Origin of the sequence: Faecalibacterium sp. An122, from assembly GCF_002160895.1 — a bacterium.
Taxonomy (GTDB): Bacteria; Bacillota; Clostridia; order Oscillospirales; family Ruminococcaceae; genus Faecalibacterium.
Map to the genome: position 1 here is coordinate 278,482 of NZ_NFLL01000001.1, position 12,767 is coordinate 291,248.

The following is a 12,767-nucleotide window of genomic DNA, read 5'->3' on the forward strand; positions in this document are numbered from 1 at the left end:
AATGCCTCATCTTCCACTTTTACTTGCGCACAATATAGCGTTCCAGCTCGGCGCTGATGTTTTTGGCGTCCCGCTCGGAGCGGACCAGCACCAAAAACGTGTCGTCACCCGAAAGCGACCCCACCACATTTTTCCACTGCATCGAGTCGAACACCTGGCAGGCCGCATTGGCCATGCCGGAGTAGCACTTAATCATCACAATATGGCCGGCATAGTCCACCTGCAGCACCGACTCCCGGAAAATGGTCTCAAAGCGCTCCTGCACTTTGGGGTCATACCGGTCGCTGTGGCTGGACACATAGCGGTATCCCTCGTCGGTGGCAGCCTTCACCAGGCACAGTTCCCGAATATCCCGGGAAATGGTGGCCTGGGTCACCTCATAGCCCTCTTTGTTCAGGTACTCCTGCAGTTCTTCCTGACGGCTGATGGGGTGTTCACGGATCAGCCGAAGAATGGCCTGCAGCCGTTCCGTTCTGGTTTTTGTATCTTCCTGCGGTTTGCGGCTCATGGGAATTCCGCCTCCTTCTCATTTACCTACCATAGACTTTTCAAACGGTTCAAAATCAACTTCCGGCGGGAATTCCTGCACTTGGAATGCATCAGAACCTGGGCAAGGTCGACACAGCTCCCCGCCCGGGCCCTTTCCTCTCAAAAACACCCGCAAAACCAACCCTCACATAAACTGTGAGCGTTTTCGTTCCGATCTGCAGCTTTAAAGCTGCTGTTATCTCCTGCTGCGCAGTTTCTGGTCGATGGCCTGGAACTGTTCCGCCTTGCTGAACGTCACCAGCTGAATGACCTGATCCGACAGGCGGACCATGGCGGTCGCTCCTGCCCGGAGGGGGTAATTGTTGTCGCCGTCGCAGCTGATAAACACCTCATGATCGGCCACCTGCCCCACACAAATGTGGATTTTGCGCTCCTGCGCAAAGACCATGGCGGGGGTGGCCAGACTGTGGGGACAGATGGGGGTGACCACGATGCCCTTGGTCTGGGAATCCAGAATGGGCCCACCGGCAGCCAGAGAATAGGCCGTGGACCCGGTAGGGGTTGCCACGATGACGCCGTCGCCGCGGAAATGTTCCACCAGAATGTCGTCGCAGTAAACGCTGAAATCAATGGCCTGCTGCAGGCGGCCTTTGGTCACCACCACATCGTTCAGGGCGTGGCCCTCCCAGGTCTCGTCCCCCAGCACCCGCACATACAGAAGCATCCGAGTGTCCAGGTTGAAGTGCCCATGAGCCACCGCGCTGAGCTTGGCCTCCAGCTCGTCCACCTCGCAGGTGGCCAGGAAGCCGCACCGGCCCAGGTTAATGCCCAGGATAGGCTTGTGATAGTTCAGGGTCTGGTTGGCTACCTGGAGAATGGTGCCGTCGCCGCCGATGGTCAGGATGACATCGGTCTTTTCCAGGCATTCCGCAAAAGGCAAATACTGCACACCGGCAATGTTGCAGCTGGGGCGGAGCTCCTGATCCATCAGGACGGCGGCGCCGTGGGTCTGAAGAATCTGAGCCGCCCGCAGAGCGACTTCTCCGGCCGAGCTTTTGCCGGTGTTGGGGGCAATGTAAACCGTCATAGGGTCCCACCTCCTGATTGGGGCTGCCGTAAAGATCGGTCAGCGGTCGAGGGTCTGGTGGCTGGCCGCCACCACAGCGGCGGCAGCCTCCTCGTCCAATGTACAAGGTTCTGTGCTCTTTTCCACAAACATCAGATACTCGATGTTGCCCTCGGGTCCCTTCACCGGGCTGAAGTCCAGGCCGCGCACCGCAAAGCCGTTGGCGGCGGCATAGCCCATGGCGTTGAGGAGGACCTCTTTATGGGTGGCGGGATCACGGACAACGCCGTTCTTGCCCACCTTTTCCCGGCCGGCCTCAAACTGCGGCTTTACCAGGCAGACGCCCATGGCGTCCGGCGTGGTGACCGCCTGCGCCACCGGGAAGATATGGTGCAGGGAGATGAAAGACACATCCACACTGAAAAACTCCACCGGCTCCTCCAGCTGGTCGGGCGTCACATTGCGGATGTTGGTCCGCTCCATATTGACCACCCGTGGATCGGTCCGGAGGCTCCAGGCCAGCTGGCCATAGCCCACGTCCACCGCATACACCTTGGAGGCACCGTTCTGCAGCATGCAGTCGGTAAAACCGCCGGTGGATGCGCCGATGTCCATACACACCTTGCCCTTGGGGCTGAGGGGGAACACCTGCATAGCCTTTTCCAGCTTGAGGCCGCCGCGGCTCACATAGCCGATATCATGGCCCCGCACTTCCACCACGGCGTCCTCTTTCACCATGTCGCCGGCTTTGTCTGCCTTCTGGCCGTTCACATAGACCACGCCGGCCATAATCATCGCTTTGGCGCGCTCCCGGCTCTGGATCAGGCCGTGCTGCACCAGATATTGGTCCAATCGAGTTTTCAAGATTACTGCTCCTTTTTCTCTGTCAGGGCTTTCTCCACATCCTGAACCAGGTGTTCTTCGTCAAGGCCCAGGATCTTTTTCATCTGGGGAACGGTGGCATGGGTCAGCTTGTTGTTGTCCACCGCCCGGTGGATAAAGGTGCCATGCCATCCGCGTTCCGCAAGGCAGGACACCAGCTGTTCCCCGATGCCGCCGCGCTGGACGCACTCTTCTGCAAACAGAATCACGTCGAATCGTTCGATATCATGCAGAAAATCATCTGTAAAGGGAAATATCTTTACAAGCTTACAGACACTGCAGGGAATGCCGCGCGCCTCCAAATGGCTGCCGGCGGCCAGGACATCCTCCACTTCGCTGCCATAGCTGACCAGAACAGCCCGGGCCTCCGGCGAGTTGATCAGGAAATCATACTCCCGGCCGGTGCAGCCATACTGTGCCAGAACGTCCGCCTCCCCGCCCCGGGGATACCGGATGGCCTGGGGGCCGGTGAAATCCTGGCCCAGCAGTTTGATCAACCAATAGCGCAGCTCAGCGTAATTGGAAGGCGAATAGGTGGGAATGCCAATCTGGCTCAAGAAAGCCGGGTCATAAACACCCTGATGGGTCTCCCCGTCCGCCGGCACCAGGCCGGCCCGGTCAATGGCAAAGAGAACCTTGACCTTCAGCAGTTCCACATCATGGATGATCTGGTCGTAGGCTCGCTGCAAGAAGGTGGAGTAAATGGCTGCCACCGGGATCATCCCCTGGCTGGCAAGGCCAGCCGCAAAGGTGATCTCATGCTGTTCCGCCATGCCCACATCAAAGAAGCGATTCGGATACGCATGCCCAAAGAACTGCAGCCCGGTGCCATACTTCATGGCTGCGGTGATGGCGCAGATTTTGGAGTTGGCAGCGGCTGCTTCACACAGAGCCTTTCCGAAAATGGTGGAGAAGGATGCCGGTGCAGCCACCTCGGGGTCCGGAATGACGCCCGGTTTGGCCCCGGAAACGCCATGGTATTCACCGGGGTTCTCTTCCGCCGGCTGGTAGCCCTTCCCTTTTGTGGTGACCACATGGAGGAAAAGCGGCCCTGAGCGGACCATGATGTTCCGCATGGTCTGTTCCAGTTCCCGGACGTTGTGGCCATCCAGAGGGCCCAGGTACTGGAACCCCATGTCCTCAAACATGGTGGAATCGTACATGGAACGCCGGATGATGGTTTTTGTCCGGCGCAGGAACGCCCGCAGGGGCGGCCCCACCACCGGGATCTCACTGAGAGTATCGCTCAAATGGCGGTTCATCCGGAAATACTTGGGATTGGCCCGCAGGTGGGTCAGATACCGGGCCATTGCCCCCACGTTTTTGGAGATGGACATCTTGTTGTCGTTCAGGATGACCATCAGGTTGTTCAGGGAGGCAATGTTGTTCATTCCCTCGTAGACCATGCCGCCGGTGAAAGCGCCATCTCCGATGACGGCCACCACCCAGCCCGGCTCACCCTTGAGCTTTTTGGCCCAGGCCATGCCGATGGCCAGAGAAAGCGCGGTATTGCCATGGCCCGCGATGAAGGAATCGTGGACGCTCTCCCGGGGATTGGGAAAGCCGGAAATCCCATCCAGCTGCCGCAGATGGGCAAAGCCGGCCTTGCGGCCGGTAAGAAGCTTATGAGTATAGCACTGATGCCCTACATCAAAGACAATTTTGTCCTGGGGCGAGTTGAGCGCCCGATGCAGGGCCACCGTCAGCTCAATGGTGCCGAGGTTTGAGGCAAGGTGCCCGCCGGTGCGCAGAACACTGTCCACCAGGAAGCAGCGTATCTCCTCGCACAGTTGGACCACCTGCGTCTCACTCAGCTGTTTGACGTCCTCCGGACCTGTAATCGCATCCAGCAGAGGTGTATCCATCCTATCGTCACCTAACTCTCTGTTGTTTCCATTAACCGACCATCACGGACAGCGGATACAAAAAGCCCACAACTGCCCCGACGATCATGCCTGCGTAGACCTGCAGGGGGGTGTGGCCCACCATTTCCTTCAGGTGCATGTTCTGCAGGAAGGGAGAATGGCGCTCGCCCTCCTCCAGCCACATCTCAATGATGTTGTTCAGGACTTTGGCCTGTTCGCCGGTCTCATGACGGATGCCCATGGCGTCGTGCATGGTGATGATGGCGATCACGCATGCAATGGCAAACAGAGAGGAGTGCACCCCCTCGATCCGGCCAGTGGCCACCACCATGGCGCAGACCGTCGCGCTGTGGGCGCTGGGCATGCCGCCGTCCCCTACCATCCGCTCCAGCTGCAGTTTGCCTGCCAAAATAGAGCTGATGGTGGTTTTCAGCAGCTGGGCTGTCAGCCAGCCCAGAATCGAGACGGTCAGGATCTCATTCCAAGACAAAATGTTTCGAATCAATTCCATCGTCCGCTTCCCTTCTTTTCCTAAATCATTTTTTCTGCAGCAAAAATCAGCTGCGCCGCTCCAGCATGGCTGCTGCCAGCTGTTCCAGGAACGCTGCCTTTTCGCCAAAGGCCGTATGTACGGCCTCGCATGTGTCCTGATTGACCTGTTGTGCCAGAGTCATGGCGCCGTCCGCGCCATAGAGGGTCACAAAGGTCGTCTTGCCGTTGGCCTGGTCACTGCCGGCCGGTTTGCCCAGCTGCTCGGTGGTGGCGGTGGCGTCCAGGATATCGTCGATGATCTGGAACACCAGCCCCAGGCCAAACGCATACTGTTCCAGCGCTTCCCTCTGGGCGGCGTCAGCGCCGGCTGCTGCGGCGCCCATCTGGACGGCCGCATTGATGAGGGCGCCGGTCTTATTGCGGTGGATCTGAAGCAGCTGGCTCTCGGTGGTGTCCAGAACCTCATACTTCAAATCCAGCTCCTGACCGTAGACCATGCCGCGGCTGCCTGCACCGGCTCCCAGAGCCCGGTTCGCCTGGATACAGACCTCCGGCGAAGCGGGAGCCTGTGCCACCGCCTCAAAGGCCTCAGTCAAAAGAACATCTCCGGCCAGCAGCGCCGTCGCCTCTCCAAACGCCTTGTGGCAGGAAGGGCGACCGCGGCGCAGGTCGTCGTCGTCCATGCAGGGCAGATCGTCATGGATCAGAGAATAGCAGTGCAGCATCTCCACCGCGGCGGCAAACTGTTCCGCCGCTGCATCGTCGCCGCCCAGCATATCGCAGACACTGAGCACCAGCACTGCCCGCACCCGTTTGCCGCCGCCCATCAGGCTGTAGCGGGCTGCCTGGCAAACCTGCGACTCGGCCGGCAGATACCGCCGGCAGGCGTCCTCCAGCGCCCGTTTGGCTCGGGCTAGGTAAGCATCATACTGCTCCTGGTAATTCATGTCTGTTCCTCCACGTCTCTTTCCACATCCAGCCCGTTCTGGGCCTTTTCTGCGGCCGCCAGCCGGCCGTCTATCTCGTCGATCTGCAGGGATACCTTGCCCAGCGTCCGGCTGCAGTATTCCACCAGGCCGGCAGCCTCGGCATAGAGTTTCACCGAGTCGGCCAGGGTGGTTTCTTCGCTCTGCATCTTGGCAAGGATATCTTCCAGTCGGGACATACCTTCTTCAAATGTTTTGGGTGCTTTCATCGGTTTCCTCCACTGCTGTGACAAGGCATCGGGCCCGGCGATGGGCAGTGATGAGCTGAATAGTCTCCCCTTCCGCCAGCTGGTCCGCCGGACGGATTTTGCCATCCGTGCCGGCCACCATTCCATAGCCCCGGGCCAACACCTGATAAGGACTCAAAGATGCGGTCAGCTGGACCGCGTGGGCCAGCTGACGGTTTTTGTCCTTCCAGCATATGCGGCTGTTGGTGCGCAGTGCCTCACCCAATGCCGCAAGATCTGTTTTACCTGCGTACAGTTTTCGCCGCGGCAAGTCACCGGCCAGGGCATCTGCACAGTCTTTGCATTTAGTATAGCATATTTCCCGGCGTTTTTGCATATTTTCATGCATATTTCTTTGGATTTCCCACAAATGCCGCTTCTGCTCCTCCCGGTCGGGCACAGCAAGCTCGGCGGCAGCCGAGGGCGTCGGGGCACGGCAATCGGCCACAAAGTCCAAAATGGTGTAGTCAATCTCGTGGCCGATGGCACTGATAAGGGGTGTCTTGCAGCGGTAAGCTGCCCGGGCGATGACCTCGGCATTGAACACCCACAGGTCCTCCCGGCTGCCGCCGCCCCGGGCCACCAGAATCTCATCCACGCCCAGCCGGTCCAGCCGGCCGATGGCGGCAGCAATCTCCTCCGCCGCCTCAAACCCCTGGACATTCACCGGGCAGAGAATCAGCCGCACCGCAGGCCACCGGCGGCCAATGACGTTTTTGATGTCCTGCAGCGCGGCGCCGGTCCGGCTGGTGACAAGGCCGATCCGCTCCGGGAACGCCGGCAGCGGCTTTTTGTGCTCCGGGGCAAAAAGTCCCTCGGCCTGCAGCTTGGCCTTGAGCTGTTCCAAAGCCAGCTGGGCCTCCCCGATTCCATCGGGAAACATGGCGTTGACATAGACCTGAAAGGCGCCGTCCCGCTCATACAGGGTCACGCGGCAGCGGACCACCACCCGCATCCCCTCCTGAGGACGAAAGGCCAGCCGCTGGGCGTCCGAGCGGAACATCACCGCCTTGACGCTGCACTGGCCGTCCCGCAGAGAAAAATAGCAGTGGCCGCTCTTGGCGTTCTGGACAAAATTGGCGATCTCGCCCCGGAGAGCGAGGTCATAGAGTATGTCGTTGCGGTCCAGCAGGGTTTTCACATAGCGATTCAGGGCGGTGACGGTGATTACTTCAGCCATAAACCAGCCTCCCGGGCGGCGAGCATGGACACGCCCATGGCGTTGTCGCTTGCGAACTGAGCCGGCACAAACATCACTGCCGGCAGGCGTCTCTGAACCCATTCCCGAATGATCCCGCTGCTCATAACGCCGCCGGCGCAGACCACCGGCAGGTCGGGATAGACCTTCAGGGCGGCGCGGGTCATTTTGACTACCGTATCGGCCACGCAGAGCAGGCAGTACTTGCAAACATAGGCCGGGCTGCGGCCCTGGTCCAGCAGGGCGGTGCACTGGTTTTCCAGCCCCGAAAGGCTGCAGGTCATCCCCTTGACGGAAGATTTCGGTTTGATTTCCTCCTCACAAGAGGCCGCCAGCCGGGACACCTCGGCCCCGGCCGGAAACGCAAACCCCAATTTCACCCCCAGGCGGTCCACCGCCTGGCCTGCATACAGGTCACTGCTGGAGCCCAAAAGATCAATCTGCCGGACCTGGTCGCAGAGGAGCAGATCGGTGGTGCCCCCCGAAATGTGGAACAGCAGCACTTTTTGGTCGAACAGTTCCGCCCCTTTCGCGGCGAACAGCGCCGCGGCAGCATGGCCCTGCTGATGGGTGGTTCGAATCAGGGGAATATCCCGGGCCAGGGCAAAGGCCTGCCCGGCACTGACCCCTGCCAGAAAACAGGGCATATAACTGCCCTCCACCGGACGGGGCTTCTCAGAGACACCCACCGCAGAAATTTGAGTCAGGTCAAATTCCGTTCCCAGTTCTGCCAGCATTCCGGGCAGAGCGGCGGTGTGATGAAAGAGTGCGTCGCTCTGGCGCAGCCCCAGCTGGCCCTCTTTCACCGGCAAAAAACGCTTTTTTGCGCAAACAACCTCCCCGGCTGTATCAAAAACAGCCAGAGAGGTCGCATAGTTGCTGGTATCAATGCCCAGTGTATAGCTCACGACTTTGCAGGCTCCTCCTGTGCGTCGATGTCCTCATCGACAAGGCCGGACTCACGGGCAACGCTGCCCAGCAGGCCATTGACGAACTGATAGTCCTCTTCTGCGCCGTATTTCTTGGTGAGCTCCACCGCCTCGTTGATAGCGACGCTGGGCTTGTGCTCCTCACCATACAGCATCTCGGCAATTGCCAGGCGCAGGATGGTGATGCTCACCCGGGGAATGCGCTCCATGGCCCAGCCCCGCAGATGATCCCGGATCAGGTCGTCCACTTCGGCCGAGTGGTCATAGTAGGTGCGCAGCAGGCAGGCGCCAAAGGCATCCACCGGATGCTCCTCATCATTTTCGCGGTTGGCTTCCAGCGCCTCATCAAGGGGCAGCTCGCCGAACGTCTGAGAAAAGGCCAGCAGGAACGCATTCTCGCGGGCCTGGCGGCGAGGCATCAGATTTTCCATAGTATTCCTCTCACAACATCAAAGTCCTCTCTGCAGGACGCACCTGCAGAGAGGCCGGTTTTTCTGGTTTGATTCTATTTTGGGGTTATTCAGCGGCTGCGTCCGCCTGCTCGGCGGCAAGGCCTGCAATGATCAGGTTGACCCGGCTGACCGTGACCCGCGTCATGTTCTGGACGGCGTTCTTCACGTTCTTCTGGACCTTTTCGGCCATGACCGGAACGCAGGTGCCAAAGCGGACGATCAGGTTCAGGGTGATGTCCGCCGTGCCTTCCCGCATTTCCACCGTGACCGGCGACTGAATGTTGACGATCTCCAGCAGCTCCTTGGCCTTTTTGCTCTGCTGTCTGCCGCAGGAAACATCAGCCACCCCGTCAATCTCCATCGCTGCACAGCGGGCGATCTTGGCGATGACGTCGGTAGAAATCTGAAGGCTCCCGCCCATAAGATCCATGTTCTGCATATCCATTCTACGGTCCTCCGTTCATTCCGGCTCGATTGAATGCTGTTGCTTGTGTCAGGCTACTGCACACCCCGGCCTTTGTTTTGTTCTGCCCCGCACCGCAGCCTGCGCTGCGGCTCCCAGCGCCAGCCGACATCCCGCCTGCTGGGTGCTGTCCGGATTTTGGGGGCAATGAACCATTCTGCAGTTATTATACCATCCTTTTTTCATTTTCACAACACTCAGACCATCAAAAATGTATTTTGAAATTGGACTGACTGCAAAAAGCTTCTCTTTATGCCGGTCTGTATCGCGCTGGAACGTGCCCTTTCGGCAGAAAGGTGATTTTTACTTTACCTCCACCACCGTGATGTTCTGGGCGGTCACGTTGCTCTTGCTCATGACGATATCCCGGATCTGTGCCACCTGGGCCGCTGTCAGCGCCTCTCCCGAGGTCATCACTGTCAGATCGGCCCGCCCCGACTGGAGGAAGCACAGGCAATCGGCAAAGCCTTTGGCCTTGATGAGGGTCTCGATCTCATTTTCAGCGTTGATGTCCTCCAGATTGGCGGTCATCTGTGCGGTGTACTCCGCTTTCTCGACGTCGGACAGGGAGGAATCCTTGAGGGTCTTTTGGATGGTGTCCAGGGCCTCGTCGTGGGCCTTTTCCCGCTTGAGGCGGGCTTCATCAAAGAACTGACTGCCGGTATCGTTGGCCACACTGACCAGCTGGGCCTCGCCATAATTTTTGTTGGCTGCCGATGCGGCCTCGGCCTCGGTGAGCAGAGCGTCGGTCACCTGCCCCGAGCTGGAGGACGAAGAATCCGACGCCGCCGACGATGCGGAAGAGGTGGCCGCGGCGGCGGTCTCCACCGCCAAGGTGTCCATATCGGTCCGGGCATACTGCCAGTTCAGGTAACAGGCCACCGCCAGCGCGGCAGCCAGCGTCACAGCAGTGGCACGGCGGGTATTTTTAGCCATACTTCTCATACAATGGTTCCTCCCTCAGGTTTGTTGCAGTTTTCGCATTTGCAGAAGAATATGCAGGCATCACCGGGGCAATACCGGCGCGGGATATTTGTGCTCAAAATGTACTAGCTGCGCTGCTCCACGCAGATCCGGTTGGACGGCACATCCAGAAGTGCGGAAACCAACGCGGTGATCCGCGCTTCCACCCCCACGTCGCCTCCCCCGTCACAGACAACCGCCACACCGCAGACGGTGGGCAGATAGACCGTCTCCTCCAGAGCGGTGCCGTCCTCCAGCAGGACGTGGGTCTGTTGGCTTTGGTCCCCGCCGGTCTGGGTATCCGTTGCATAGATCCTCTCCTCCCCGCTTTCCAGTGTAATCATGACGGTGGTCTCGCCTGCCCCGTTGATCTGTTCGATCAGGGCCGCCAGCTGGTTTTCCAGGCTGGCCCGGTAGGAGTCTGCGGTCTGCACCGTCTCCCCTCCAGGCGGGGCGGCCGGGCCGTCGGACGCGGGCCACAGCTCGCTCAGCAGGATCAGCAGCATGGCAGCGATCCCCAGTAGGACAGCCAGAGAGGCGGCCCGGGGCTTTTCTCTTGCCCCTTTCATCCAGCCTGTCAAACGTTCCTGCAGGGCCATTGCGTTCACCCTCCTTCCGCCTGTCCGGTCCAGGCAATGGCTTCCGCCCCGGTTTCCAGCGTATTGCAGAGCAGCTCCTGCACGGCAGTGCGGTCCTGCAGGGTGGTCCCGGCGGGGGCGGACACCTCCGCCCGCACCACCTGCACGCCGGTCTGTGTGGACGCCAGCACAATATCCAGAGTCACAGCCAGACCGGTCTCCTCTGCAATCTGTGCTTCCAGCCGGTCAGCAAGGCTGCGCTGGGCCTGCTGCAGGACAACATCCTCCATGGTGCCAAAGCTTGCGGCCGGCACATCGGGCGGCGCAAAGGAGGCCACCCCGGCCCGAATGCTGGGCAGGGCATGAAAAAGGGCTACTAGAATATATAGCCCCGCCGCAGCCTTTATGCACTGGCGGCCCCAGATGTCTCCCAGCAACCGGCCCACCAGCTCGGCGCAGATGCAGGCGGTGCAAAACACCGCCACCGCTGTCTTGAGCTGCTGCATCTCAGCCACCTCCCACCATAAACAGCAGCGCTGTTCCCAGCACTGCAATCCCAAAAACAAGGGCTGTGGCCGCCGCCAGTCCCTGCACGGCCTCCCGCAGGCAGTTGAACAGAGCTGCACAGCGGCCGATCCCTGCCGCGCTGCACAGCATCTCGCAGCCAAAGAGCAGCACCGCATGGACCATCAGAATCATGTACAAGGGCAGGAACTCTGCCGCCAGAAAAGCGATGGCCGCAAAGCCCAGCCCGCTCTTGAGCAGCTGGATGCCGCTCAGGACGGTGCTGGCGGCGTCACTGAGGCTCTGGCCGATGATAGGTACCGTGCCGGTCAGCAACTGACCCAGCTGTTGACTGGTCCGATCCAGCTGACAAGTAAAAATCCTTTGCAGGCTTAAAAGCGCTCCAAAAGCCCGTCCAGCCCAGCTCAGCCCTTTGCGGAACAGTCTCCCCACCCCGCGGCAGGCAGCGGACAGCGCCGCCTCGGTACTGATGCAGCAGGCCGTACTCAGGGCCAGATAACAGTGCAGAAGGGGCGGCACCCAGCTGCAAAGAAGCTGGGTCAGCAGGCACAACCCAGAGAGAAAGAGCCCTCCCGCCGCGGTGGCCGCGATGGCCTCTCCCCCCGCCAGCAAGACTCCCTCGTAAACCGGCACAAATCCCAGCAGGAAGACCCGCCAGCTGTCCAGCTTTTCACAGACCGTTTCTGCCAGCGCAGCCAGAGCCGTCCAGCACAGCAGCGCGCTGCCCCCTGCGGCGGCCAGGTCCAGCAGATCGGCCTTGTCCTCCCCCAGAAAAAAGGAGATGAGCATCACCAGCAGCAGAAACAGAAAAACCTGGGCATAACTGCCCACCGAGTCCCGCACAGTCCGCACCATATCCCCAGGAAGAAGCCGGCGCACTGCGTCCAGCGGGTCCTCCACAAAGTCCTCCATCTCCACAGGGGCGTCGTCCAGATAGGGCTGCCAGCTCTCACTGCCCGGCAGCAAGGCCTGTCCGTCCTGTGTTCCGGCCGCCCGGGCCGCCGGAGAACCAACCACCATCATCACAGCCAGCGCCCCGGCAAGGATGGTGCGTTTCAACCGGTCAATTCCCATATCATTCCACAGACCTCCTCCAGCAGGGGCCAGAGCGCCGCCAGGGTCAGCACCCGGCCCGCAAACGCCGTACACCAGGCCAGAACCTCAGCTTCGGCCTCCTTGCAGATGGTGCAGGCATAGTCGGTCAGGAGCAGGACGCCTGCACAGCGCAGCAAACTGGAAAACGCTATCCCATCCACCCGTCCAGCCAGGGCCGTCAGCCCTGCAATCATCCCCTGCAAAAAGAATACAAGGCGTCCCAGAATCACCACGCCTGCCGCCAGCGACAGCAGCATGGCAAAGGCGGGGGACTGCCTGCACAGCAGGCCATACAGGAGCGCCGCGGCAACCGCCAGGCCCAGAGTGGGCAGCAGACTCTCCATCATTGCCGCAGCCCTAGAGGGCAAAGAGGGACTTGATGGTCACAAACAGGTCGCTGATCTGCTGCACCAGCATGGACAAAACCACCACCAATCCGGCCAGGGTGGTCATCATGGCCTGATCCTCCCGGCCCGAACGGATCAGCAGCTGGTTGAGGACCGCTACAATGATCCCTATGGCGGCTATCTTAAACACGAGGTCGATCTCCAAGCCCT

Annotated in this window: 17 protein-coding genes; all 17 read right to left on the reverse strand. The window is 60.2% G+C overall.

Annotated features, from left to right (window positions below; all coding sequences use genetic code 11):
* Positions 1-19: 19 nt before the first annotated feature.
* The 17 genes from B5E67_RS01270 to spoIIIAC all read right to left on the reverse strand — a co-directional run bounded on the left by B5E67_RS01270 (position 20) and on the right by spoIIIAC (position 12,762).
* Positions 20-508, reverse strand: a complete 489-nt coding sequence (locus tag B5E67_RS01270; protein WP_087245733.1) for an arginine repressor — start codon at positions 506-508, stop codon at positions 20-22.
* Positions 509-724: 216 nt separating this feature from the next.
* Positions 725-1,576: an NAD(+)/NADH kinase gene (locus tag B5E67_RS01275; RefSeq protein WP_087364433.1), complete on the reverse strand. Its 852-nt coding sequence runs from the start codon at positions 1,574-1,576 to the stop codon at positions 725-727.
* A 39-nt stretch (positions 1,577-1,615) separates the two neighbouring features.
* Positions 1,616-2,419: a TlyA family RNA methyltransferase gene (locus tag B5E67_RS01280; protein WP_087245737.1), complete on the reverse strand. Its 804-nt coding sequence runs from the start codon at positions 2,417-2,419 to the stop codon at positions 1,616-1,618.
* 2 nt (positions 2,420-2,421) lie between these two features.
* Positions 2,422-4,302, reverse strand: a complete 1,881-nt coding sequence (gene dxs, locus B5E67_RS01285; protein ID WP_087381993.1) for a 1-deoxy-D-xylulose-5-phosphate synthase — start codon at positions 4,300-4,302, stop codon at positions 2,422-2,424.
* A gap of 31 nt (positions 4,303-4,333) precedes the next feature.
* Positions 4,334-4,813 carry a divergent PAP2 family protein gene (locus B5E67_RS01290; protein WP_087381996.1) on the reverse strand — a complete coding sequence of 160 codons (480 nt, stop codon included), beginning with the start codon at positions 4,811-4,813 and terminating at the stop codon, positions 4,334-4,336.
* A 46-nt stretch (positions 4,814-4,859) separates the two neighbouring features.
* On the reverse strand, positions 4,860-5,741 hold the full coding sequence (locus B5E67_RS01295; RefSeq protein ID WP_087381999.1) for a polyprenyl synthetase family protein: 882 nt from the start codon (positions 5,739-5,741) through the stop codon (positions 4,860-4,862).
* The gene (xseB, locus tag B5E67_RS01300; protein WP_242956699.1) at positions 5,738-5,989 is read right to left on the reverse strand and encodes an exodeoxyribonuclease VII small subunit; all 252 of its coding nucleotides are present in this window, start codon (positions 5,987-5,989) and stop codon (positions 5,738-5,740) included. Before xseB ends, B5E67_RS01295 begins: the two co-directional genes overlap by 4 nt.
* Positions 5,967-7,187, reverse strand: coding sequence for an exodeoxyribonuclease VII large subunit (gene xseA, locus B5E67_RS01305; RefSeq protein ID WP_087382002.1), 1,221 nt, complete (start codon positions 7,185-7,187; stop codon positions 5,967-5,969). Before xseA ends, xseB begins: the two co-directional genes overlap by 23 nt.
* Positions 7,175-8,113, reverse strand: a complete 939-nt coding sequence (locus B5E67_RS01310; protein WP_087382005.1) for a glycoprotease — start codon at positions 8,111-8,113, stop codon at positions 7,175-7,177. The genes xseA and B5E67_RS01310 overlap by 13 nt, the downstream gene beginning before the upstream one ends.
* Positions 8,110-8,565 carry a transcription antitermination factor NusB gene (gene nusB / locus B5E67_RS01315; RefSeq protein WP_087245749.1) on the reverse strand — a complete coding sequence of 152 codons (456 nt, stop codon included), beginning with the start codon at positions 8,563-8,565 and terminating at the stop codon, positions 8,110-8,112. The genes B5E67_RS01310 and nusB overlap by 4 nt, the downstream gene beginning before the upstream one ends.
* Before the next feature lie 85 nt (positions 8,566-8,650).
* Complete coding sequence (locus B5E67_RS01320; protein WP_087245751.1) at positions 8,651-9,031, reverse strand: Asp23/Gls24 family envelope stress response protein; 381 nt, start codon at positions 9,029-9,031, stop codon at positions 8,651-8,653.
* 321 nt (positions 9,032-9,352) lie between these two features.
* Positions 9,353-9,994: a SpoIIIAH-like family protein gene (locus tag B5E67_RS01325; protein ID WP_087382008.1), complete on the reverse strand. Its 642-nt coding sequence runs from the start codon at positions 9,992-9,994 to the stop codon at positions 9,353-9,355.
* Positions 9,995-10,098: 104 nt separating this feature from the next.
* A complete protein-coding gene (locus tag B5E67_RS01330) occupies positions 10,099-10,611 on the reverse strand; it encodes a stage III sporulation protein AG (RefSeq protein WP_242956700.1) in 513 nt (170 codons plus the stop codon).
* Between the two features lie 5 nt (positions 10,612-10,616).
* Positions 10,617-11,096, reverse strand: coding sequence for a hypothetical protein (locus B5E67_RS01335; protein ID WP_087382011.1), 480 nt, complete (start codon positions 11,094-11,096; stop codon positions 10,617-10,619).
* 1 nt (position 11,097) lies between these two features.
* Positions 11,098-12,189 (reverse strand): hypothetical protein, encoded by a 1,092-nt coding sequence (locus B5E67_RS01340; RefSeq protein ID WP_087382014.1) that lies wholly within the window; start codon positions 12,187-12,189, stop codon positions 11,098-11,100.
* Positions 12,171-12,557: a stage III sporulation protein AD gene (locus B5E67_RS01345; RefSeq protein WP_242956701.1), complete on the reverse strand. Its 387-nt coding sequence runs from the start codon at positions 12,555-12,557 to the stop codon at positions 12,171-12,173. The genes B5E67_RS01340 and B5E67_RS01345 overlap by 19 nt, the downstream gene beginning before the upstream one ends.
* Before the next feature lie 10 nt (positions 12,558-12,567).
* Positions 12,568-12,762, reverse strand: a complete 195-nt coding sequence (spoIIIAC, locus tag B5E67_RS01350) for a stage III sporulation protein AC (protein ID WP_087228655.1) — start codon at positions 12,760-12,762, stop codon at positions 12,568-12,570.
* Between the last annotated feature and the right edge of the window lie 5 nt (positions 12,763-12,767).

Excerpts from the sequence above, each read along its gene's own strand:
- B5E67_RS01270 (WP_087245733.1), bottom strand. The coding sequence starts at position 508 with ATGAGCCGCAAACCGCAGGAAGATACAAAAACCAGAACGGAACGGCTG.
- B5E67_RS01275 (WP_087364433.1), bottom strand. The coding sequence starts at position 1,576 with ATGACGGTTTACATTGCCCCCAACACCGGCAAAAGCTCGGCCGGAGAA.
- dxs (WP_087381993.1), bottom strand. The coding sequence starts at position 4,302 with ATGGATACACCTCTGCTGGATGCGATTACAGGTCCGGAGGACGTCAAA.
- B5E67_RS01290 (WP_087381996.1), bottom strand. The coding sequence starts at position 4,813 with ATGGAATTGATTCGAAACATTTTGTCTTGGAATGAGATCCTGACCGTC.
- B5E67_RS01295 (WP_087381999.1), bottom strand. The coding sequence starts at position 5,741 with ATGAATTACCAGGAGCAGTATGATGCTTACCTAGCCCGAGCCAAACGG.
- xseB (WP_242956699.1), bottom strand. The coding sequence starts at position 5,989 with ATGAAAGCACCCAAAACATTTGAAGAAGGTATGTCCCGACTGGAAGAT.
- xseA (WP_087382002.1), bottom strand. The coding sequence starts at position 7,187 with ATGGCTGAAGTAATCACCGTCACCGCCCTGAATCGCTATGTGAAAACC.
- nusB (WP_087245749.1), bottom strand. The coding sequence starts at position 8,565 with ATGGAAAATCTGATGCCTCGCCGCCAGGCCCGCGAGAATGCGTTCCTG.
- B5E67_RS01320 (WP_087245751.1), bottom strand. The coding sequence starts at position 9,031 with ATGGATATGCAGAACATGGATCTTATGGGCGGGAGCCTTCAGATTTCT.
- B5E67_RS01325 (WP_087382008.1), bottom strand. The coding sequence starts at position 9,994 with ATGAGAAGTATGGCTAAAAATACCCGCCGTGCCACTGCTGTGACGCTG.
- B5E67_RS01330 (WP_242956700.1), bottom strand. The coding sequence starts at position 10,611 with ATGGCCCTGCAGGAACGTTTGACAGGCTGGATGAAAGGGGCAAGAGAA.
- B5E67_RS01335 (WP_087382011.1), bottom strand. The coding sequence starts at position 11,096 with ATGCAGCAGCTCAAGACAGCGGTGGCGGTGTTTTGCACCGCCTGCATC.
- B5E67_RS01340 (WP_087382014.1), bottom strand. The coding sequence starts at position 12,189 with ATGGGAATTGACCGGTTGAAACGCACCATCCTTGCCGGGGCGCTGGCT.
- B5E67_RS01345 (WP_242956701.1), bottom strand. The coding sequence starts at position 12,557 with ATGATGGAGAGTCTGCTGCCCACTCTGGGCCTGGCGGTTGCCGCGGCG.